Source organism: Ochrobactrum sp. RH2CCR150 (assembly GCA_014138095.1).
In the GTDB taxonomy this organism is placed as follows: domain Bacteria; phylum Pseudomonadota; class Alphaproteobacteria; order Rhizobiales; family Rhizobiaceae; genus Brucella; species Brucella gambitense.
The window spans coordinates 19310-40360 of record JACGXE010000026.1 but is presented as its reverse complement, the minus strand read 5'-3'; the positions used below and the strand labels follow the sequence as shown (position 1 = coordinate 40360).

Here is a 21051-nt window from a genome sequence, read left to right as displayed (position 1 = left end):
CATCGTGTCTGCTGAAGCATGGGTCTACATCGCAAACATCCGCCTGCTTACCCGGCGCGTCGCAAGAGCCTGATATCGTTACGTTCATTATGATTGAGGCTCTAAGTTTTATTCCCAAGCTCTCAAATGGCGCTGATGTCAGGCGCTCAAGGGCAGAGTGGCGGTTGGTCCAAACACATGAGGGAGTTCAGCGAAACGTTGGGCTGTTGGGAGCAATGATAAGCGGCTCTAGCGCCGCTTATCATTGCTTGAGCGACCGTTGCGGGGCGCGACCCGTCACGGGTCAATCGGGTTAGCGCAGTCATTGAGAGAGATCAACGCCACTGGCGTCGCGAACGAGCGAAACAGCCAGCAGCGAGATGAGTGTCAGTGTTGAAATATAGGCTCCGATAAGCCAGGAGCTTCCGAATGTTGTCATTACCCATTGCGCAATTGTCGCTGCGAAAGCGCCGCCGATGATTGTGCCCAGTGCGTAGCCTACCGATATGCCAGAGAAGCGGATTTTTGCAGGAAACATTTCAGCATATAGCGCCGCCTGGGGACCATAGGTCAGGCCGAGCGGAATGGTAAGAACCACGACTGCGACGAAGAACAACCTCATGTCACCGGTATCTATCAGGAACCACATCGGTATCGCCCAAAGCAATAGTGCAACATATCCGATCTGAAACGTGCGAACGCGTCCGATCCTGTCTCCCATGATGCCGCCAACGATGGTGAAGACAAGCCATGCTCCTGCCGCGATGGTGCAGGTAATAAGAACGGAACTGCCCGGCAGATGAAGCGCGCTTTGGCCGTAGCTGACCAGGAATGCGATCAGAATATAGCCTGCCGCATTGTTGGCCATGAATATGAGTGCCGTCAGTATCACCTCGCGCGAATGGGTATGAAACAGCTGTCGGAGTGGCGCCGAGGCCTCTTTTCGCCGCTCACGGATTTCCTTGAAGACAGGAGATTCTTCGACTGCGCGACGTATCATCCACCCGATTGCTATCAGTACGATTGAGAACAGAAAGGGTAGCCGCCAGCCCCAACTCAAAAAGTCGTCATCACTCAAAACGCTTCTCAACGTGAACAGTGTTCCGGTTGCCATAATCAGCCCGATTGGAACTCCAATCTGAGGAAAAGCGCCGAAATAGCTCCGACGGTTGACCGGTGCATGTTCCACGGCCATCAACGCCGCTCCGCCCCATTCACCACCGGCGGAAAAGCCTTGCAGGATGCGTAGGGCGACAAGAAGAATGGGTGCCCAAATGCCGATCTGCGCGTGGGGTGGCAGCAGGCCGATTAGCGACGTCGCCATGCCCATGAGTATTAATGTGGTTGCGAGGACGAATTTGCGCCCGAACCGGTCGCCCAGATGGCCGAATATAGCTGCGCCCAACGGCCTGAACAGAAAGGATATTCCGATGGTAGCAAAAGACAGAATCTGTGCGAGCTGCGGATTGTCCTGCGCGACAGGAGCAAAGAACAATGGCCCCAGCACCAATGCTGCGGCCTGAGCATAGATGAAGTAATCATACCATTCTATTGACGTGCCCACGAGGGTAGCGGTGAGCACTTTTCTCTGTTCGCTGCCGGAAATCTCGGAATGCGTTTCATTCATGGTTATGGCTTGCAAGTAAATTCCTCCCGGTTCCCTGCAATCAGACGTAGTCTGATGCTCACTCCTCCAGCGAGCTATTCCTATTTACGCTTGGATATGTAGTCAAAATGTCAAATAATAATGGTAATAAACTCCATTGTGAATGCATATTATTCTGTAGTTTCGGTTTGTTGTAGACATAGTATTCTAATCGTATTTCGTACATTCGAACAATATTAGGCGTATTTCTACGAAAATATCTTGCAATTTCGTGAAGTTCTCGATGAGAAATGCAATTCTGTTTCGTTTGAACGGACAGTATTGTGAATATTTATGCGCCAGCACGTAAAGATGGGTGTTAAGCTTTCACTCTGCTATTCATCAAATATTGTTCAGCACGAGATTTCGAGCCACGCCACGTAGGTGGCGACTGGAGATTGCCCGAATAGTGCGGGCGTGAGTTGTGTATTGGCGCGCGTCGATTTTCTGGAAACGATCGATGGGGCAATTTTGACATAGGCTGAAGACCATTTATTATACATTGTATAATTATGGAGCTGAAGATGGTCACAGGACACGTATTCATTGCAACAAGCCTTGATGGCTTTATCGCCCGCGAAAACGGGTACATCGATTGGTTGGTAGCGCGCGACAATGCTGGAGAGGACCATGGCTATAATGACTTCATAAATGAAATTGATGTTATCGTAATGGGACGAGGGACTTACGAGTCGGTTCGAAACATGGGGGATTGGTTTTATACACGCCCGGTATTGGTCTTATCGGCGCAACTTGCAAGGCAAGCGGTTCCCTCCGATCTGGTCGGGCTGGTTCGCTTTTCGGACAAGTCACCGGAAGAAACGATGATGATGCTTAAATCGGAGGGTGCAAAACGCGCCTATATTGATGGTGGGCGGATCATTCAATCGTTTCTCGCACGCGATCTGATCCGCGACATGATGATAACGAGAGTGCCAGTCCTGCTCGGGGCCGGTCGCCCGCTTTTTGGCGGTGTTCAGCGTGATGTATCACTCTTGCATAAGGGAACGAGGTCTTTTCCGTCCGGGCTCGTCCAGTCGCATTACGAGGTCATGAAATGACGGCGAGAAGAAGAGGTCGGCCACCCACTGACGGAATGACCGTTGAGCCGGAAACCATTCTGAGTGAGGCATTGTCTATGCTCGATGAAAGTGACCTCGACGGTGTGACTATGCGGGCACTGGCGACACGTGTTGGCATTAATCCTATGACGATTTACCACCATTTTAGGGATAGGGATGGGCTGATCAAGGCGCTGGCGGAGCGTGTCTATGCAGACATTGGCGCGCCGTACAAAGGTGACGCGCTGGCGCGCGCCCACCATCTCATGACAGACTATTACGTCAAGGTGGTCCTTTACCCCTCACTGACCTTGGCAATTTTTGCCCGGCCAGCCACTTTCCCCGATCAAGCCAGACGGATCACAGCTGAGTTGAAGGGCCTCTTGGGTGAACGCAACGATTCTGCGCAACATACAGCGCGCTGGACGCACATCCTCGTGGATTACACCCATGGAGCCGCTCTCGCTGCTTCAAGCCAAGATGAGGGAACAGGACGTCGCGCGGTAGATAAATCGGTGGTTTCCGACTTCCAGAACGGACTTACCGAGCTGTTGCTCGGTTTTGACCGCTCTGGGGAGGGCCGAAATGCCTAGATCGCAATCTCGACCCTCGGAAGTATCTCCACGTACATCGATTACGACGAACCGCGTCAGAGCCCATTGAAGAATATGCTGAGCCGGTCCATTGCCTGTTCAAGCCGTTCGTAGCTTTCCGAGCCGAAGCAGACCCGCAGGTGGTTGTCACCCGATTTGCCGTAGAAGCCGCCAGCCTCCACTACGACGCCGACTTCTTCAAGAATCATGTCGGCAGCTTTTTGGGAGGTGAGGCCCGTGCCACTAATGTCTGGAAAGGCATAGATCGTGCCTTCCGGGCTCTCACAGGTCACACCCGGCATCTGGTTAAGGCGGCTCACAACGAGGTCACGCTTGCGCCGGTCGTCGGCAACCATATCGTCCAGAATAGCTGCCGGTCCGGTTACGGCTGCCAGAGCGCCATACTGAATAAAGGTGTTGACGTGGGTAATCTCGTTCGCCGTTAGCTTGAGAAAGGCTGGCATAAAGGAGGCATCAGCAACGAGATAGCCCAACCGCCAGCCGTCCATAGCATAGGCTTTGGTGAAGGCGAACATCGAGACGGTGCGCTCTTTCATCCCTGGCAGTGAGGCGATGGAGATATGTTCGGAGCCGTCGAACAGGATCTGCTCGTAGACTTCGTCCGAGACGATGACAAGATCATGCTTGATGGCCAGATCGGCCAGAATTTCCAGTTCGGCGCGACTGTAGACGCGGCCAGTCGGGTTGGAGGGATTGACCAGCACGATCATGCGCGTACGCGCTGTAATCAGCGGCTCGATCAACTCGCGGCTGATGCCGAAATTCGTTTTGGGGTCAAGCGGCGCCAGCACGACGCGGGCACCGGTCATCTCGATCTTGTTGATGTGCTGCGGGTAATAGGGTTCCAGCAGGATCGCCTCGTCGCCCTCATCTAGGAGGGCCATGAACGCGACGAATGATGCCTGGGTGAGGCCGTTGACCATGAGAATTTCATCGGTGGTCACATTGATCTTGTTGTATTCGGCGAGCTTTTTCTGCAGGGCGTTGCGCAGTTCCGCTTCGCCACGCAAGTCGCTGTAATGAACGTGACCGTCGCGCAAGGCCTTGATCGCAGCGTCCTTGATATGTGCGGGCGTATCGTGGAAGGGGCGGCCAAGCTCGAGATGAATGAGATCGACGCCGGAGGACGCCAGCGTCGCAGCCTTCTGGAACATACCGAAACTCTTGGGAGAAGTTTGCGTTATCCGCCGTGCAAAACGCGCCATCTGATCATTCCTGTGCTGGTTTGTCTCGGTCCGGATTAGGGGCCCGGGGCTCTGATGCAAAATCTCTTATCGAGTTTTGAGCGTTTGATCAAATGATATATCGGCTTGTTTTCGGTTCTGCGACATGTAAATGTTTGGCTCAGTATTGTTCGTCCATCAAAGAAGGAGTCCGGTTGTTGTCACTCGACGAAGGATTTGGTCCCGTTTCTGGCCGAGTGACCGTGCAGGACGCTGTCTACCTGCAGTTGCGTGAGGCGCTGTTGATCGGTCGTTTCGATCCCGGTCAGGTGCTGACCATCGCGTCGTTGTCGCAGACATTCGATACCAGCCATATGCCAGTGCGTGAGGCGCTCCGGAGGCTTGCAGCGGAAAACGCCCTCGAGGTGGCGCGCAATGGTTCGGCGCGGGTGCCGCCGGTGAGCGTCGCCAGGCTTGACGATCTGTGTCAAGCGCGGGCCACGGTGGAAGGTCTTGCAACTGAATTGGCGGCACAGGCGATCACCGCTGAGGAAATTGAGGCGCTCGAAGCCAATATAGTCCTGCATGAAGCTTGTGCTGGCGAGGAGCAGGTTTACGCGATGCTCGACCGCAATCGCGAGTTTCATTATCTGATCTATAAGGCTTCCCATTCCGAAGTTCTCATGCAGCTTATAGACACGCTATGGTTGCGATATGGTCCGTATATGCGCATGTTGTCGGCCTATGTGCAGCCGCGCATGAAGGCAGAAGGCGACAAGGCTTATACGCGGAATCACCGTCGCATCGTGGCGGCGATGAAATCGCGCGACGCTGGCCGTGCCCGCGAAGCCATGGTGTCGGATATACGTGACACACAGGATCTTTTGCGCACGCTGATCGTGGAATAGCGCTCGCAATTTTTGCCATCGCGTACGCCTTGCGCATTTTATATCTGCGATTATTCCATATAAAACAGTGGGTTGAATATTGATTTGTGAAGTGCGAGCTACAATTGTTCGGTACGCTCAGGTCGCCGGATTGACGTCGCCCAAATACTGTGATCTTTTGATCAAAATATTTGAGGTCTGAAATGTCTGACTACTTCCTCTATCATTCGATCGGCACTTTCCCCGGCAAGGCGGAAAAGATGGGCGAGGCTTTGTCCGCTTTTTCCGCCGTTTGGTCTGCAGAGGATGATGGCCAGTGGCCTGCCGCGCTGGCGGCACGTCAGACTTTCATTGATGCTTGGCGCGGTGTGATCGATGCACCGGAAGGCTCGCTGACCACGGCCGAAAATGTCACAACGGCTCTTTACAGCTTCATCGGTGGCCTGCCGGAAGAGCGGCTGCGTGGTAAGCGGCTGCTCGTAGCCGCTGATTGTTTCCCCAGCCTGCATTTCATGCTGGCCGGTATCGCAGAGCGCTTTGGCTTTACATTGGACACGGTGCCCATGCGCCCCGGCGAAGCTTGGGTGCGTGACGAGGATTTCATTGCGCGCTGGCAGGATGATGTGGGTGTTGCGCTGCTGACATTCGTTTCATCCACCACCTCACATAAGGTCGATGTTGAAGCCCTTTGTGCGCATGGTCGGGCGATGGGAACACTGGTCGGTGTCGATATCACACAAGGTGTCGGCGTTCTGCCATTCTCGGTGCAGACAATCGATCCGGATTTTGTCGTCTCCACCTCGCTGAAATGGCTATGCGGCGCTTCGGGTGCAGGGATTGTACAGGTCAGGCCATCGTTGCTGGCTGATCTGCGGCCAGAGCTTCGCGGCTGGTTCAGCCAGGAAAACCCGTTTTCTTGGGATCTCGACGGATTTAGCTTTGCGGATGATGCGCGACGCCTGGATCACGGTACGCCCGCGATACTGGCCTCCGTCGCCTCTCTGCCCGGTATTCAATGGGCGATGGAACAGGGTGTCGATAACATTCGTGCGAACAATCTGGTCAGAGCCCATGCCATCATCGCACGTGCACAGAATCTCGGTTGGAAGCTCGTTTCACCGACCGACGACGCTCGGCGCGGCGGCAGCGTAATGCTGAATCTGCCAGCCGGTGTCGCACCGGCCGCAGTGATATCGGCGCTGCGCGAGCAGAAAATCTATTGCGATGCGCGCGGTAGCACGATGCGGCTATCGCCCGGTTGGGTTACGTCAGCCGATGCGGTCGACCACCTCTTTACTGCGCTGGAACGTATCGTACCCAAACAAGCCGCCTGATGCAGGTGACAGGCACAGATAACTATCGATCATAATCAGAGACAAGAAGTCCAGAGAGGAACCATGTTTAAGAAAGTCGCTATTCTGACAGCTGCAGCACTGTCGTTGATGGTTTCGTCCGCATTCGCGGACGGCAAGATTGTTGTTGGCTCCTATGCCGCCAATCCACCATGGGAATTCAAAAACGAGAAGGGTGTCTTCGAGGGCTTTGAGGTCGATGTGGCTACCGAAGCCGCAAAGCGGCTTGGCATGGATGTTGAATTCCAGCCCCTTGGTTTTCAGGCATTGTTTGCCGCGACCAGTTCGGGTCGCGTCGATTTTGCCATTTCGTCGATCTCGGTCACGAATGAACGCCTGAAGACGCAGTCGTTCACGCAGCCCTATTACGACAGCGACGGCACAATCGTCGGCAAGGCAGACTCCTCAGTCAAGACGCTCGAAGACCTCAAGGGCAAGGTGATCGGCGTTGTCGCTGGCACCACCGGCGAGAACTGGGCAAAGGAAAATGCCGACAAGCTTGGTATTTCTGAAGTCAAAAGCTATGCGGCTCAACAGGATCTGCTGCTCGACGTGCAGACCGGTCGAATTGTCGGCGGCGCCGGTGAACTGGCTGGCTTCCAGTACGCGATCCAGAAAATGCCAGCTCTGAAGGTGCTCGTTCGTATTCCGACGGGTGAACGCTTTGCCATGATGGCCAAAAAGGATCTCGAAATCCTGCCAAAGGTCAATGACGAGATCTCCAAAATGAAGGAAGACGGCACTCTGGCCGCCATCCACAAGAAGTGGTTCGGTGTCGAACCGGATGCCGGCACCTCGACCGTCAAGCCGATGCCGGTTCCATCCGCACAGTAAACACAAGCGGCTGCGTCAGGTTCACTGGTGCAGCCGCCTCTCAAACCACCTCAGGATTTCCGGATTGACGCCATGGGTCTGATCGAAACGTTTTTCAATTGGGACATTCTCGTCCGGTCCTTTCCGATCTTGCTGCTCGGGCTGGGTAACACGCTGCTTCTGGGCATAACCGCAATTTTCTTCGGTAGCCTTTTCGGCCTGCTCCTCTGCTTTGTGCGCCTCTACGCGCCCAAGCCGTTTCAGTATATCGCCATCGGCTATATCGATATTTTCCGAGCACTACCGGTTCTGGTGGTTTTGATCCTCATCTATTACGCGCTGCCTTTCGTCGGCATTTCATTCTCGTCCTTTACCTCGGCAACACTGGCGCTATCCATGGTGCTGGCGGCCTTTACGGCCGAAGTCTGCCGCGCTGGCATTGAGAATGTGCCAAAGGGACAGTTCGAGGCAGCGGTTTCGCTGGGCCTGCCTTTCTGGCAGGCAATGCGCAAAATCATCCTGCCGCAGGCGCTGAAGGTCATGGTGCCGCCACTGACCTCCAATTGTATCTCGACGTTCAAGGATACGGCGCTGGCCTCTGTGGTTGCCATGCCAGATCTGCTCAAGCAGGCCAATGACACGCAAGCGTTGATGGCCAACCCAACGCCTTTGATTGGCGCTGCAATCATCTATTTCGCTTTCCTCTGGCCGATGGTTCGTTTGGTCGGCTATCTCGAGAAGCGCAGTGCTACCGCAAAGACTGCACGCTGATCTCGACAGAACTGGTTTCCCCGATGACCGATCAAAACTTCGCACAATCGACCGACCGACCAGCCATCATCATGAGTGGCATCAACAAGTGGTACGGCAATTATCACGCGCTTCGCGACGTCACCCTTTCCGTCGCGAAGGGCGAGCGTATCGTTATCTGCGGGCCGTCAGGCTCAGGAAAGTCGACCACCATCCGCTGCATCAATCAACTGGAAAAGCACGAAAGTGGCTCAATCGTCGTTGACGGCATAGAGCTTAACGGCAAAGGCCAGCAGCTGGATGCAATCCGTCGCGAAGTTGGCATGGTATTCCAGCATTTCAATCTGTTTCCGCATCTGACGATCCTCGAGAACTGCACCATTGCACCGATGACGGTGAAGAAGATTGGCCAAAAGGAAGCTGAAGAGATTGCTCGAAAATATCTCGAGCGTGTGCGGATCGGCCATCTGGCGGATCGCTATCCTTCACAGCTTTCGGGCGGCCAGCAGCAGCGTGCGGCAATTTCGCGGTCGCTTTGCATGCAGCCCAAGGTGATGTTGTTTGACGAGCCGACCTCGGCGCTCGATCCGGAAACCGTGGGCGAAGTCCTTGATACGATGATCTCGCTGGCCGAAGACGGGATGACCATGCTGGTCGTGACCCATGAAATGGGCTTCGCCCGTCGCGTTGCGGACCGGGTGATCTTCATGGACCATGGCGCGATCTGCGAGGAAGCCAAGCCGCAGGATTTCTTCACCGCGCCGAAGAGCGAGCGTGCGGCGGCCTTCCTTCAGCAGATCATGCACTAGCCGCGAAAACGGCACCGACATTTCGTTTGGGAGTATCTCGATGACCACAGCTTTTGAAAACGCCGGAGCGTTTCCGGTGGACCGCGCGCGCGCACATTTTCCGGCTTTATCCCTGCCGGGCAATCCGGTCTTTTTCGACAATGGTGCAGGTGCGCAGGTGCCTCAAGGCGTTATCGATGCCGTCAGCAACCATATGCTGCATCGCATGGTGCAGCGGGGAGGGCGATATGCTTCGAGCCGCGCGGTGGATCAGGCGATAGCCGACGCGCGTCAGAGCGTTGCCATTCTCGTCAACGCCTATGACCCAGCCGAAATTTCCTTTGGCATGAACGCTACTTCGTTTATCCGGCTTGTCAGTCTGGGCATTGCCAAAATGATCGATCAGCGCAACGAGATTGTCATTACCGACATGGATCATGACGCCAATATCTCGACATGGCTGGCGCTTGAAAGTCAGGGTGTGAAATGTGTCTGGTGGCGAATGCGCGACGATGGCAACCTGCATATTGATGACCTGAAGCCGCTGCTGAACAATCGCACCCGCCTGGTAGCCGTGACAGTCGCCTCGCATTCCATCGGTTCACTTGTCGATGTGCGTGGCGTGGCGGAACTGGCGCATGCTGCTGGCGCGGAAGTATTTCTTGATGCCGTCCATTATGGACCGCATGGTCTGATCGATGTGCAGGCTTGGGATTGTGACTATCTTGTCTGTTCCGGCTACAAGAATTTCTCACCGCATATGGGTTTTCTCTGGGGCCGGTTTGAGTTGCTTAGAGCCCTGCCCACTTTCAAGGAAGATTTCATCCCCGATGTGCCCCCACATAAGATCGAAGTGGGCACCTTCACCTATGAAAATGCCGCGGGCATGGGTGCGGCAGTTGATTATCTGGAAGCGCTTGGCCGCAATTTTGAGGCGTCGTCCGGGCGGTCACGTCGCGACGATCTAGTTGCTGGCATGGCGGCTATCAGGGCCTATGAGACGACGCTTTCGCTTGCAGTCCTGAAAGTACTCAAATCACACGGCGCTACCATCTATGGAGTGTCAGACGAAGCGCGTATTGCCGAACGCGTGCCAACTTTCTGCTTCAATCTACCAGGCAAACGGCCAGCTGATGTCGCTCAGGCCATGGCAGATGCAGGCATCATGATCCGCGACGGCCACCTGTTTGCGCCGCGGCTGATGGCGAGGCTAGGGCTCGGCATGGATAGCGGGGCTATCCGCGCCACCTTGGTGCACTACAATACGATGGAAGAGATTGCTCACTTCGACCGGGTACTGACGTCAATTCGGGATTGAAACCTATATGGGCTCTTAGAGTGATGTACATCACCAGCAATACGGGCCTAAATGACTAGGCCCGCATACTGATCTTAACGAATAATCACATCCGTCTTCTCGAAGCGTGAGACGTCTATCAGACCGATATCGGAAATACGCAGCTCTGGGATCACCACCAAAGCGAGCAACGAGTGTTGCATATACGCGTTGTTGAGCGTGCAACCGCATGAACGCATTGCTTCTACAAGACGTTTTGCCTTGTCCGCGACAATTTCGGCCCGCTCATCCGACATCAAACCGGCAACGGGAAGTTCGATCAGCGCCAGTTCCTGGCCGCCAGCTATCAGCACAATTCCACCGCCCACTTCCTGCAGGCGGTTTGCTGCTTGTGCCATGTCGGACTTGTTGGTGCCGACAACGATCATGTGGTGGCTGTCATGTGCAACCGTCGATGCCATGGCGCAATCGGTGTCATAGCCGAAACCGGAAACGAAGGCATTCACCACACCGCCGGTCGCCCGATGACGCTCGACCAGAGCGATCTGACAGACATCTGCATCCCGATCCACCTGCACGATGCCGTTCTTGACCGATAACCTGCTTTGCAGCGCCTTTGTCGGGGCCTGATTTTCCACGACGCCGATCACCCGCACATCCACTTCTGCGGCGTTATCCGCAGCAATGTCAAAGTCTGCAGCGGCAAGGGTCTTGCCAAGCTTTACGGTGTTCTTCGCGCTGGCGGGATAGTCATAGGGCGGGATGTCGGCCACAAGTGTCCCGTTCTCAGCGAGCAACAGTCCACGCGCGAATACCATCTCGACCGGCAAACTGGAGAGATCGGAAGTTACGATCAGGTCGGCGCGTCGTCCAGGCGCAATTGAACCCAACTCCCGTTCCACTCCGAAATGTTGTGCCGTATTGAGCGTCGCCATCTGGATCGCGGTAATCGGTTTGAGGCCCTGCGCAATAGCATGGCGCACGACGCGGTTCATATGCCCCTCATAAACCAACGTGCCGGAGTGACTGTCGTCGGTGCAAAGCACAAAATTGCGCGGGTCAATGCCACGTTCTGTGATTGCCTTGACCGGTGTGGCAACATCGAACCAGGCAGAACCCAGCCGCAGCATGGCACGCATTCCCTGGCGCACACGGGCAATGGCGTCATCCACGCTGGTTCCCTCGTGGTCGTCGGCCGGGCCCCCCGCCGCATATGCGTGAAATGGTCGACCGAGGTCGGGAGAGGGGTAGTGACCTCCCACTGTCAGTCCGGCCTTTTGAGTGGCGGCGATCTCCGCAACCATCTTTGGATCATTCGACGCTACGCCTGGAAAATTCATCATCTCGCCAAGGCCGATTATGTTGGGCCAGGCAAGGGCCTCGCGCACGTCCTCTGCGGTGAGTGTCGCACCGGCGTTTTCGAGGCCCGGCGCGCTTGGAACGCAGCTGGGTACTTGTACGTAAATGTTGACGGGCAGGCTCTGAGCTTCATCGTTCATCAATTTTACGCCAGCCATGCCGAGGACATTGGCAATTTCGTGCGGGTCGATGAACATGGTTGTTGTCCCGTGAGGGATAACCGCACGGGCAAATTCTGTTACGGTGACAAGTCCGCTTTCGACATGCATATGTCCGTCACAAAGACCAGGAACGAGATAGCGACCGCCCGCATCAACGACCTTGGTTCCTTCGCCGATCGTATGACTGGCATCGGGCCCCACATAGGCGAAGCGTCCGGCAGCAACCGCAATATCTGTGTTCGGCACGATTTCGCCCGAATAGACATTGACCCATCGCCCGTTGCGAATAACGAGATCTGCGGGCTTGCGTCCCATCGCAACATCCACAAGAAGCGGTGCGGTTTCAGACCATGATTGCAGCATTTTCGCCCTTTCCAATTCGACAGCAGTGAAGCGGCGGCGCATCACCGCGCCGCCAGCTCATAAACTCATTGTACCTGTGCAACCAGCATCGCGGCCAATACAGCCACGAACCACATTACCGGGCGCACTTCCCTCGCTTTTCCAAGAACAAGCTTCATCACGACAAAACCGATTATGGCAAGCGAAAGACCCAGCGTGATCGAAAATGTCAGGGGAATGAGAACGATGGCGAGGAATGCCGGTATGGCATCTTCCATACTCTCCCAGTTGATGCGGCCCATCGGTTCCGACATGAAGAGACCAGTGAGGATCAGTACGGGTGCCGTTGCAATCGCCGGCACCAGCGAGAGCAACGGCGAGAGGAAGAGAAAAGGCAGGAAACAAATGCCTGCGATGAAGGCGACCAGTCCTGTGCGTCCGCCTTGTGCGATACCCGCGCCCGATTCCAGATAGACCGTAGCGGGGCTGGTGCCGAGCGGCGCTGAAATCAATGCGGCAACAGCGTCGACATGCATCGATTCCCGCACATTGCGTGGCATGCCATTTTCATCTTTCAGATTGGCCGCTTCAGCGAGGCCGAGAAAGGTGGATAGGGCTTCCACGAAATTGGTGAAAAGGAACACGAAGATGAACGGGATATAGGCGAATTGAAGTGCGCCGATGAGATCGATTTTGCCAACGAAACTGAAGTCGGGCGCTGCGAAGAGGCCGCTCCAGTTGACCAGCGTATGCACGTCCGGCGTACCTGCGGCAAAAGCACTGCCATCACCCCACCACCGACCGATTGGGAAAGCAAGAATGGTAGTGATGACCATGCCCGCCATCATGGCACCCGGTATCCGGCGCACGACAAGCGCAGCGGTAATGATAAAACCGGCAATGAACGTCAGTGTGATTGGCGTGAACGGTGTCAGTGCTACTATCGTATCGGGATTGGCCACGATGAATTTTGCGTTCTCAAACCCGATCAGGGCAATGAACAGGCCGATACCACAGGCAATTCCATAACGAAGGTCTTTTGGAATTGCATCGATGACGGCTGTACGCAGGTTCAGAATGGCGAGGATCGTAAAAAGTACGCCAGCCCAGAAAACACATCCGAGTGCGATTTCCAGCGGTACATTGGCCCCCATCACCATCGTATAGGCAAAAAGAGCGTTGATACCCATGCCAGGTGCGACGAGGATCGGGCTGCGGGCATAAAGTCCCATGGCGCAACTGCCGATCAGACTCACCAGCACGGTCGCTGTCACGCCCGCAGAAAAGGGAATACCTGCGTTTTGCAGGATTGATGGATTAACCACAATGACATAGGACGCCGCCAGAAACGTTGTCAAAGCGGCGATGACTTCGGTGCGGATCGTTGATCCGCTCCGGGTGACCTCAAACAAGCGGTCGATGGTTCCACCGAGCCGGGTTTTCGCCCGGCTGATGGAATCTTCCGCGACTTTCGACTGATAGTTCATATTGTTGTTCCCCTTATTGAACTTCATCGAGTCGCTGGGCGGTTTAGTTACTCCGCCGCCAGCGTGTTCGCCGCGCCGGTCCCGTCGGGATCGAGTGGCGAAATAATGCGCAGATTAACGCAGTCCACAACGCCCAGATCGGTGATGGCATAATCGGGGATCGCTGTGATCTGCAAAACGAACATATACATGAACGGCCAGGGCAGGTCGCAGCCAAGGCTCTGAGCTGCTTCATCAAGCCGCTTTTCTGCTGCCGCCATTTCCTGCGGATCGATATCCGATACGATGCCGCCGATTGGAAGATGCAGGAATTCAATCACCTTACCCTTGTCGACAACGACCTGACCGCCATTGTTGGTAATCAGATGATTGATGGCAACCGCCATATCCTCCGGATCTACACCAATGCAAATGATGTTGTTATCGTCGGGTGCGGTGGAACTGGCGATAGCACCTGATTTCAGATTGAAACCAGATGTAAACGCGACGGGCCGATTTTCCGTCTTGCCGTAGCGTTCGACGACAGTCACGTATTGTATATTCCGATCCGGATCGGCAAGGACATTCCCGCCCACCACTGGCAGGACGACATCACGCCGCGTCCGGACGAAGATTTTTTCCGGGGTAACGGCGATTGCCAACACGTCGGCGGAAGATGTTTTGCCATCGAAGGGGACTGCAATATCCGCAGCCTTCACGAGCTTCGCCTTGACCGACTGCAAAAGCCCGGCACTGCGCTGCGGCGCCACCAGTTCCACCGCCATTTGTCCCTCACGGGCGGCAAGCGTTCCATTGGCAACCACAGCGTCGACGCGGAAGTCGCGCAGATCGTTGACGATAAGAATATCGGCAGTGCGGCCCGGCGAAATCGATCCAACCTTGTCGTCGATGCGCAGGGCCTCGGCACCATTGATCGTCGCCATCTGGATTGCAGCCATCGGCGAAATGCCCATGGCAATCGCCATACGGACCATATTATCGAGATGGCCACGCGAAAGAATGTCGCTTGCAACCACATCATCAGTACAGAAGCTGATGCGGCGCAACGCTTTGACGCCCATCTCCGTCACAATGCGCAGATTGTCTGAAAGGAAGTGAGAGATGGATGATTCACGGACGACAACATGCATGCCAGCCCGCAATTTCTCCAGCATTTCCTCCGGCGTATAGCTTTCGTGGTCGGCGCGAACCCCGGACTGCATATAGCCATTCAGGCGTGCGCCACGGGTCATGGGGCAGCAACCGAGGACCGGCAGGCGGCTCGCCTGACCGATCTCGATAGCCTGGAGCACGTCTTCATCTTCCTCCTGAATGAACTCGCGCACGGTTTCCCAAATGCCGACGCATTCCGGCCAGCTGTGCGTATCGCGGTGATCCTTCGGGCTGAAATAGTGCCCCACCGTTGATCGAGGCATGGTGTAGGGCGTCTTACAGGGCGCGCCCCAGAACACCTTCAACGGTGTCCCCTTGACCTCATCGAGGAATTCGCGCGCAGCATCAGGACCGCCAACGACGATAATCTGATCGAGGCCTGTCACGATCGACGTCGTGCCGAGCGGGACGACCGCCTTTGCGAAGCTGGTCAGGGATAGTTTGGAACATTCCACATGGAGATGTCCGTCGATCATGCCGGGTGCAAGATATTTTCCGGTCGCATCAATGATTTCAGTGGTTTGCCCTATATAATCGCTGATATCGCCCACCGCGATAATGCGCTCATTATAGATGGCGACGTCAGCCAGATAAATTTCTTCGGAAACGACGTTGACCAGTCGACCACCGCGAATAGCGACGGTTGCCTTAATATCCCCACCGGATGCAGCGCGGATGAATTCACGAATGTCGGACATTCTAACCTCCCTTGTTGAAGGGGAGTATCCCAGCCGTATAACGTTTGCACAACTGGCCGAAGTTGGCTTATTATAGAACGTATCGTCCAATAGTATGAACGAAATGGATATGAAATGGATTTGTCGGTCATCGATTGTTTCGTGAAAGTTGCCGACGCGAAGTCGATTTCCGCGGCATCGCGTTTGTACCGTTTACCCAAATCCACGCTCAGCCATCGCATTCGCCAGTTGGAAGATGAATTCGGGGTCGAGTTGTTCGTGCGCGAAGGTCATCAACTGAACCTGACCGATGCCGGATCGGAACTTTTGCGTCACGCGCGAAAAATCCAGATGAGCTGCGATGACGCCGCGTCAGCAATGGCTGACATGCACGAAGTGGTGGCTGGGACATTACGGGTCGGATCGACGGGCGAATTCGGCACGACCATTACCTCTGAACTGCTCTATGCGTTCCAGAAGCAATATCCGCAGGTCATTCTCGACGTGGTGTTTCTCACAGCGCGCCAATCTTTCACCGACGTATCCGATATGGCGCTGGACGGCATTTTTCACTGGGGCGAACCATCGGATGTCGACTATGTCAGTCGTCGGCTGGCTACGGCCTCTTATGGGCTTTATGCCAGCCCCGAATATCTTGCGCAGTTCGGCCGGCCGACGAGTCCTGACGATTTGTCTCGTCATCGCGGCCTGATCTTCCGTAACACGACCCGGCTTCAACCCTGGTATCTCTCCAGGCAAGGCAACGACGAAACGGAAATCTTGCCGACCGCCAGTCTGGTGGCCAACGACTACTGGACCCTGAAATATTTTGCGGTCGCAGGGCAGGGGCTGGCTTATCTTCCCGGCTTCTTTGTTGAAACGGAATGCCAAAGTGATTTGCTTCTCCCGGTCCTCCCGGAATGGCGTTCTCGGGAAACGGGTATCAACCTCATCTATTCACGCCGCAGACACGTCTCGCGCCGTTTCAAAGCCTTTGTCGGATTTTGCCTCGAGTTCTATCGTCGACGGGAACGCGATCAGATTCCCCGTTATTTTGTTGAGAAGATCAGCCGATAAGCCTCCAAGTGCTGATCACCAATCGAAGCGGACGCCGAAGGTGCCAGCGGTTGCTGTTTGGTGACTGCGCCCGCTATCGGGCGACCAGCGATAGCTGGCCTGACCATACAGGCTCACATTCTGCTTCACCCGCGCGGTAAGGCCGCCTCCGACTTCAAAGGCTGTATCGCCGAAGCGGTTCTCAATTGCGGGCGAGGATGGTCCGAAGAACACAGTGTCATTGCCTGAGAAGGAATGCCAGACATTGAATCGCGCATAGGGCTGCCACAGTGTACCTCGCTCGTCGCGGGCTGAATATTGCAGCCGTGCTCCAAGCCGTCCGGTCCATGCTTTGCCCGCATCCCAGTCCACACTCGAATATTGATCGTGGGAGCCGTCCACCGACATGTCCTGATAGACGATCTGTGCTTGCGGTTCGATCAGCCAGCGATCATCCTCACCAAAGCGGATCGGATAGCCTGCTTCGAGCGATGCCGTATATCCGGTCGCATTTGTTGAGAGACCGGGGTTATAAGCCGATGTGGCGTCCGCGTCGTACCAGCTTCCCTGAACCACTGCATCGAGATACCAGCCGGTTGGGCCAAAATGCGTCCAATAGGCTCCGAGCGATGGGCCTTTCAGCGTCAGCTCGCCCACAGCCAGGTTCTGTATTCCTTCAGCAAAGCCGCGCACTGAGCTCGAATTGTAGTTCGAATAAGCGAAATACAGGCCAGCATGGTCACGATGGCCGCTATCCGTTGTTCGGCGCAGAATGTCGAGGCCCGTTTGGAAGCCGGTCAGATCGCCCGTTGCGCTGGCATCCACCGAACCGCCCCATCGGTTGTTGAGGTGTTCTCCGAACACGCGTCCCCAGGCCCCGTTTACATAAGTCTGCGACTCCGGCACCCCGCGCAGGTTCTCTTCCTCGCCGACGCGCTCATGCAGCGTGCCCAAGGTGGCGAGACCCATCTGTCGCGCAATCGCGGGGATTGGCGCATAGAGCGCGACTTCCGGGCGATAAAGCGGGATGTCAGGTCCTTCCGTCGTGGGACCTGTCGGTGTATCGATGATATGGGAGCGGAGAAACCAGTCGTTCGCATCCGCGCTGCCGCCGCGGAAAAGCTGATACTCATAAGCGCCCGCAGCCACACGCTGGCCGAGCGTGAAAGCGTCGGTCGTGGTGGTGCCGCCATTGCTCACGTCCACCAGCATAATACCATCAGCGAGGGTCTGTGCTCCCGGACCACCGGTATTGTTCACGAACACCGATGTCGTGCCGCTGGCCTGGCCGCCATCGATCACCAACAGATTGCTTGGTGAGTTGTCCGCACCAAGATAGGTATTGAAACCGATACGGCTGCCAGCGCTACCGGTGTAGCTGCCAACTGCCAGGGTGCTATATGCGTCTGTCCGTGGCAGGAACTGTATCAGACCGGCATTCGCAACCGCATCGGTTGCGTTGGAATCGCCGGTGACGTTCCAGATACTGCTGGCATCAATCGTGATATCCGTCGCGTTTCTGGCCAATCCGGTCCACAGGCTGCCCTGCGCCAGTGACACATCCGCAGTGTTGCCAGTGTCGGCCAGCAGGTCGCCCGTCCATTGCGATATGGTCAGGCTGGCGCTGGCTGTATTGCCCGGGCCGGTCAGCATAAGATTGCCGGTCCACTGGCTGTCGCCGAGATTATAGGTGAGCGTCGAAGGATCAACGACGATGTCACCGGTGAGCGATGATACGCCATCAATATTGAGCGTCAGATTGCTTGGCGCACCGACCGTATTCTCGGTAACCTTTGCCAGCAGGAGCTGCCCGTTGACCATAGCCGGGTTGATGGCTGTGTTGCCATTGATCGAGACAGTGCCGACGCCCCCCTCAACCAGGATGACCGGGCCGTTGGCGGCGCTCAGACTGCCGCCGGTGAAGGACACCGTGCTCGGCGTACTACCGGTAAGATAAACAGCGGCAGACCCGGAGCCGTCTACCGCCACGGCAGTGCCGGACGCGGTGATCGTACCGCCAGTGCTGGCTGCGAGACCATGAGCAGCGCTGCCCATAGTGGTAACGGTTGCATCCGTAGCGGAGATCATACCGCCCGCCATTGCGTGGAGGCCAATGGCGTTATTGTTTTGCGTGGTGACTTCGGTGCCGGTCAAGGTGACAGTGCTGCCGGCATCTGTGGTACGGACACCGTCCGCGCCGCCAATTGAGGCGCTATCGCCACCCTTTGTTGTTATGGTGCCGCCTGTTATCAACGCCGTGGCGCCCTGACTGACAAGAACGCCAATACTGCCATTGCCAATCGTGGTTATGTCCGTATCTTGAGCTTGCAGTTTGCTGTCTGTCCCGACCACATCTGCGCCATGGCTTTCCAGGCCTATCTCAGCAACCGGAAACTGCAGGACTGGCGGGCTGCTGCCGGTCACAGTGTACCCTGTTGTGACTTCTGTTCCAGTCACGGTGATCGTGCCAGTATCGGTGATACGCAGACCCGCGCTGGAAGGGCCGGTCGTCCGGATTATGGTGTTGGTCAGAATGATTGTGCTGTCCGCGCCACTCGCCTCTGCGCCGGTGGAATTGGGTTGGTAGGTGAAAATGCCATAACCAGCGTAGTCAATACTGCCTCCGGCATCAGCCCATATGCCCTGGCTGTTTGCACCATACGTGGCAGAGCTGGCGCCATTGCGGACCACGATGCTACTGTCGGCACCGCGGGCAAGCATGCCTGGCGCATCAGCGTTGATTGTTCCGCCATAGTAATCGCCGGAGGCGATGGCGCCGCCATACATGGTGACTGTTCCGCCGCCGGTTGCGAACAGCACAGCGCCACCGCTCCCATAACCGTTAATGTAACTATTATTGAGGATGAGGTTGCTGTCGGCTCCAGAAGCCACTGCGCCCGGAGCATTGTCGCCGTAGTTATAGGTATTCAGATCATTGAGAGTGATCGTTCCTCCGACATCCGCGAACACGGCAGAGGAGGCCGTACCGTCAATCATGAGGTCAGTGCGGGTGAGGGTGATAGTCCCGCCGCTGGCTGCATAGGCACCGTGCGCGTTATCCAGCGCCGTGTACACATCGCTATCATTCAGTGTGACGCTGCTGCCTGCTCCAACTGCGCTGATGCCGTAGGCACCGATGCCATAGGTGCTGACAGTCGTATAGCTGCCTGTAATTGCCCCGCCGTCCTCGGCGTAGAGGCCATGCCCGCCCGCGCCGTAGGTGGTAACCTCGGCACCCTCCGTCGAGGTGCCGATCAGACTGGCGATCCCGCTATCACTCGCGCGCACGCCATAACCGCTGCCAGTAGCTGTTAGCAGGACGGAGGTGCCGCTATAGCTTCCGGTACCCGAAACATCGACCACCGGCGCAGCACCAGCGCTTTCTCGCGTGGTGAGGGCGGAATCCGAACAGCTGCCTGAAGAAATATTGACGGACGCCGGTGCCGACGGGGCGCATTGCGCCAAGGCCTGCGCGGATGGCAACAATACCGTCATCGCCACAGCCAAAGTCGCAGGATGACAGCAAATGGAACTCAATAGCGCCTTTTTCCGCATGCTGCAGATCCGCGCGCCACGGCTTGGAACGGCAACAGGTATTCCCATATGGTCAGCACGCAATCGACAGCCCCCTCTTGCGCAATGCATCCTGAGCAGGAAGCATTGCGAGAATCAATTAAATATATTAATATAATATACTTAGAAATGAGCAAGCTGGATAAGATGCTTTCGACGGAAACCTCAAGTTGCAACCGTTCGAAGCGATTTTTCTATTTCACCGCCGCAATAGGCAAGGCCATAATCGTTGAAGCTTTTGGTATTAAGCGCAGCAAGAGTAGGTATAGCCTGCACCCGTTTGGAAAGGCCTCCGATTATCGGCGAGGTTTCTTGAATGATCGTTTTGATCACTGCGAAGCGATCAGCCATCGTGGCCCAGAGGATGGCCGTCACTATATCGGCAACGCCGGGCTTTTCCGTTCCCAGCATAAAGCCTGCACTTTCCTTGAGCCCGTGACGTTCGCCGGTATCCTGAAAAATGCACAGCCATTTTTGCAGCCGGGGAATGAATTCCTTCCACTTTTCATGCGTCCACATCTCCCGACCGCCATTGAGCGTCAACTCGTCAATGACATCGTTCGCATCGTTTACGATCTTGGCAGTCAGAGCGCGGCCCTCTGCCGTTGAGGGGAGGAGCTCCAGGCGTTCTCCAAGATATATGGCAATCGCCGACATCTGCGATACCGCAAAATTGCGATGGTGATCGATCAAAACCGGTGGCCCCATGAATGCTATGGGTTGCTCTTCGACATCACGTCCCATGAGTTCTTCGATCTCGTCGAAGCCATGTTCATCCCACGAACAATCGCCATAGGCCAAAATCCCCCGAATAAATTGCCCACGGAATGGCACAGGCCAGTAATAAAGATCGAAATCGCTCAATTTCACCTCCTCTTGTCGTGCTCAGGAATAA

General features: G+C 55.7%; 16 protein-coding genes. 9 read left to right on the top strand and 7 right to left on the bottom strand.

Annotation, left to right across the window (positions count from 1 at the left end; all coding sequences use genetic code 11):
* Positions 1 to 301: 301 nt before the first annotated feature.
* Complete coding sequence (locus tag FHW03_RS25370; RefSeq protein ID WP_377515747.1) at positions 302 to 1621, bottom strand: MFS transporter; 1320 nt, start codon at positions 1619 to 1621, stop codon at positions 302 to 304.
* A gap of 527 nt (positions 1622 to 2148) precedes the next feature.
* On the opposite strand from FHW03_RS25370, the gene FHW03_RS25365 reads away from it, so the two are divergent.
* Positions 2149 to 2685, top strand: a complete 537-nt coding sequence (locus tag FHW03_RS25365; protein WP_182523196.1) for a dihydrofolate reductase family protein — start codon at positions 2149 to 2151, stop codon at positions 2683 to 2685.
* On the top strand, positions 2682 to 3278 hold the full coding sequence (locus FHW03_RS25360) for a TetR/AcrR family transcriptional regulator (RefSeq protein WP_182523195.1): 597 nt from the start codon (positions 2682 to 2684) through the stop codon (positions 3276 to 3278). The genes FHW03_RS25365 and FHW03_RS25360 overlap by 4 nt, the downstream gene beginning before the upstream one ends.
* Before the next feature lie 56 nt (positions 3279 to 3334).
* Here FHW03_RS25360 and FHW03_RS25355 read toward each other — a convergent pair whose 3' ends face one another.
* A complete protein-coding gene (locus tag FHW03_RS25355) occupies positions 3335 to 4504 on the bottom strand; it encodes a pyridoxal phosphate-dependent aminotransferase (protein ID WP_182523194.1) in 1170 nt (389 codons plus the stop codon).
* 176 nt (positions 4505 to 4680) lie between these two features.
* On the opposite strand from FHW03_RS25355, the gene FHW03_RS25350 reads away from it, so the two are divergent.
* From FHW03_RS25350 to FHW03_RS25325, 6 genes are all read left to right on the top strand, one after another.
* Entirely contained in the window at positions 4681 to 5370 is a 690-nt protein-coding gene (locus tag FHW03_RS25350) for a GntR family transcriptional regulator (protein WP_280994699.1), read from the top strand.
* A gap of 182 nt (positions 5371 to 5552) precedes the next feature.
* The gene (locus FHW03_RS25345; protein ID WP_182523192.1) at positions 5553 to 6683 is read left to right on the top strand and encodes an aminotransferase class V-fold PLP-dependent enzyme; all 1131 of its coding nucleotides are present in this window, start codon (positions 5553 to 5555) and stop codon (positions 6681 to 6683) included.
* Positions 6684 to 6746: 63 nt separating this feature from the next.
* Positions 6747 to 7535, top strand: coding sequence for an ABC transporter substrate-binding protein (locus tag FHW03_RS25340; RefSeq protein ID WP_182523191.1), 789 nt, complete (start codon positions 6747 to 6749; stop codon positions 7533 to 7535).
* Between the two features lie 72 nt (positions 7536 to 7607).
* Complete coding sequence (locus tag FHW03_RS25335) at positions 7608 to 8285, top strand: amino acid ABC transporter permease (protein ID WP_113534096.1); 678 nt, start codon at positions 7608 to 7610, stop codon at positions 8283 to 8285.
* Between the two features lie 23 nt (positions 8286 to 8308).
* Positions 8309 to 9073, top strand: coding sequence for an amino acid ABC transporter ATP-binding protein (locus tag FHW03_RS25330; RefSeq protein ID WP_182523190.1), 765 nt, complete (start codon positions 8309 to 8311; stop codon positions 9071 to 9073).
* A 40-nt stretch (positions 9074 to 9113) separates the two neighbouring features.
* Positions 9114 to 10370, top strand: a complete 1257-nt coding sequence (locus tag FHW03_RS25325; protein ID WP_182523189.1) for a cysteine desulfurase-like protein — start codon at positions 9114 to 9116, stop codon at positions 10368 to 10370.
* Between the two features lie 74 nt (positions 10371 to 10444).
* On the opposite strand, the gene ade is transcribed toward FHW03_RS25325, so the two are convergent.
* From ade to FHW03_RS25310, 3 genes are all read right to left on the bottom strand, one after another.
* Complete coding sequence (gene ade, locus FHW03_RS25320; RefSeq protein WP_182523188.1) at positions 10445 to 12232, bottom strand: adenine deaminase; 1788 nt, start codon at positions 12230 to 12232, stop codon at positions 10445 to 10447.
* A gap of 65 nt (positions 12233 to 12297) precedes the next feature.
* The gene (locus FHW03_RS25315) at positions 12298 to 13698 is read right to left on the bottom strand and encodes an NCS2 family permease (protein ID WP_182523187.1); all 1401 of its coding nucleotides are present in this window, start codon (positions 13696 to 13698) and stop codon (positions 12298 to 12300) included.
* A gap of 47 nt (positions 13699 to 13745) precedes the next feature.
* Positions 13746 to 15548, bottom strand: a complete 1803-nt coding sequence (locus FHW03_RS25310; RefSeq protein ID WP_182523186.1) for an adenine deaminase — start codon at positions 15546 to 15548, stop codon at positions 13746 to 13748.
* Positions 15549 to 15662: 114 nt separating this feature from the next.
* Here FHW03_RS25310 and FHW03_RS25305 point away from each other — a divergent pair, with 114 nt between their 5' ends.
* Positions 15663 to 16604: a LysR family transcriptional regulator gene (locus tag FHW03_RS25305; protein WP_182523185.1), complete on the top strand. Its 942-nt coding sequence runs from the start codon at positions 15663 to 15665 to the stop codon at positions 16602 to 16604.
* A 15-nt stretch (positions 16605 to 16619) separates the two neighbouring features.
* Here FHW03_RS25305 and FHW03_RS25300 read toward each other — a convergent pair whose 3' ends face one another.
* Together FHW03_RS25300 and FHW03_RS25295 are read right to left on the bottom strand one after the other, a co-directional pair.
* Positions 16620 to 20078 carry an autotransporter outer membrane beta-barrel domain-containing protein gene (locus tag FHW03_RS25300; protein WP_182523184.1) on the bottom strand — a complete coding sequence of 1153 codons (3459 nt, stop codon included), beginning with the start codon at positions 20076 to 20078 and terminating at the stop codon, positions 16620 to 16622.
* A 243-nt stretch (positions 20079 to 20321) separates the two neighbouring features.
* The gene (locus FHW03_RS25295) at positions 20322 to 21020 is read right to left on the bottom strand and encodes a glutathione S-transferase (protein WP_182523183.1); all 699 of its coding nucleotides are present in this window, start codon (positions 21018 to 21020) and stop codon (positions 20322 to 20324) included.
* Between the last annotated feature and the right edge of the window lie 31 nt (positions 21021 to 21051).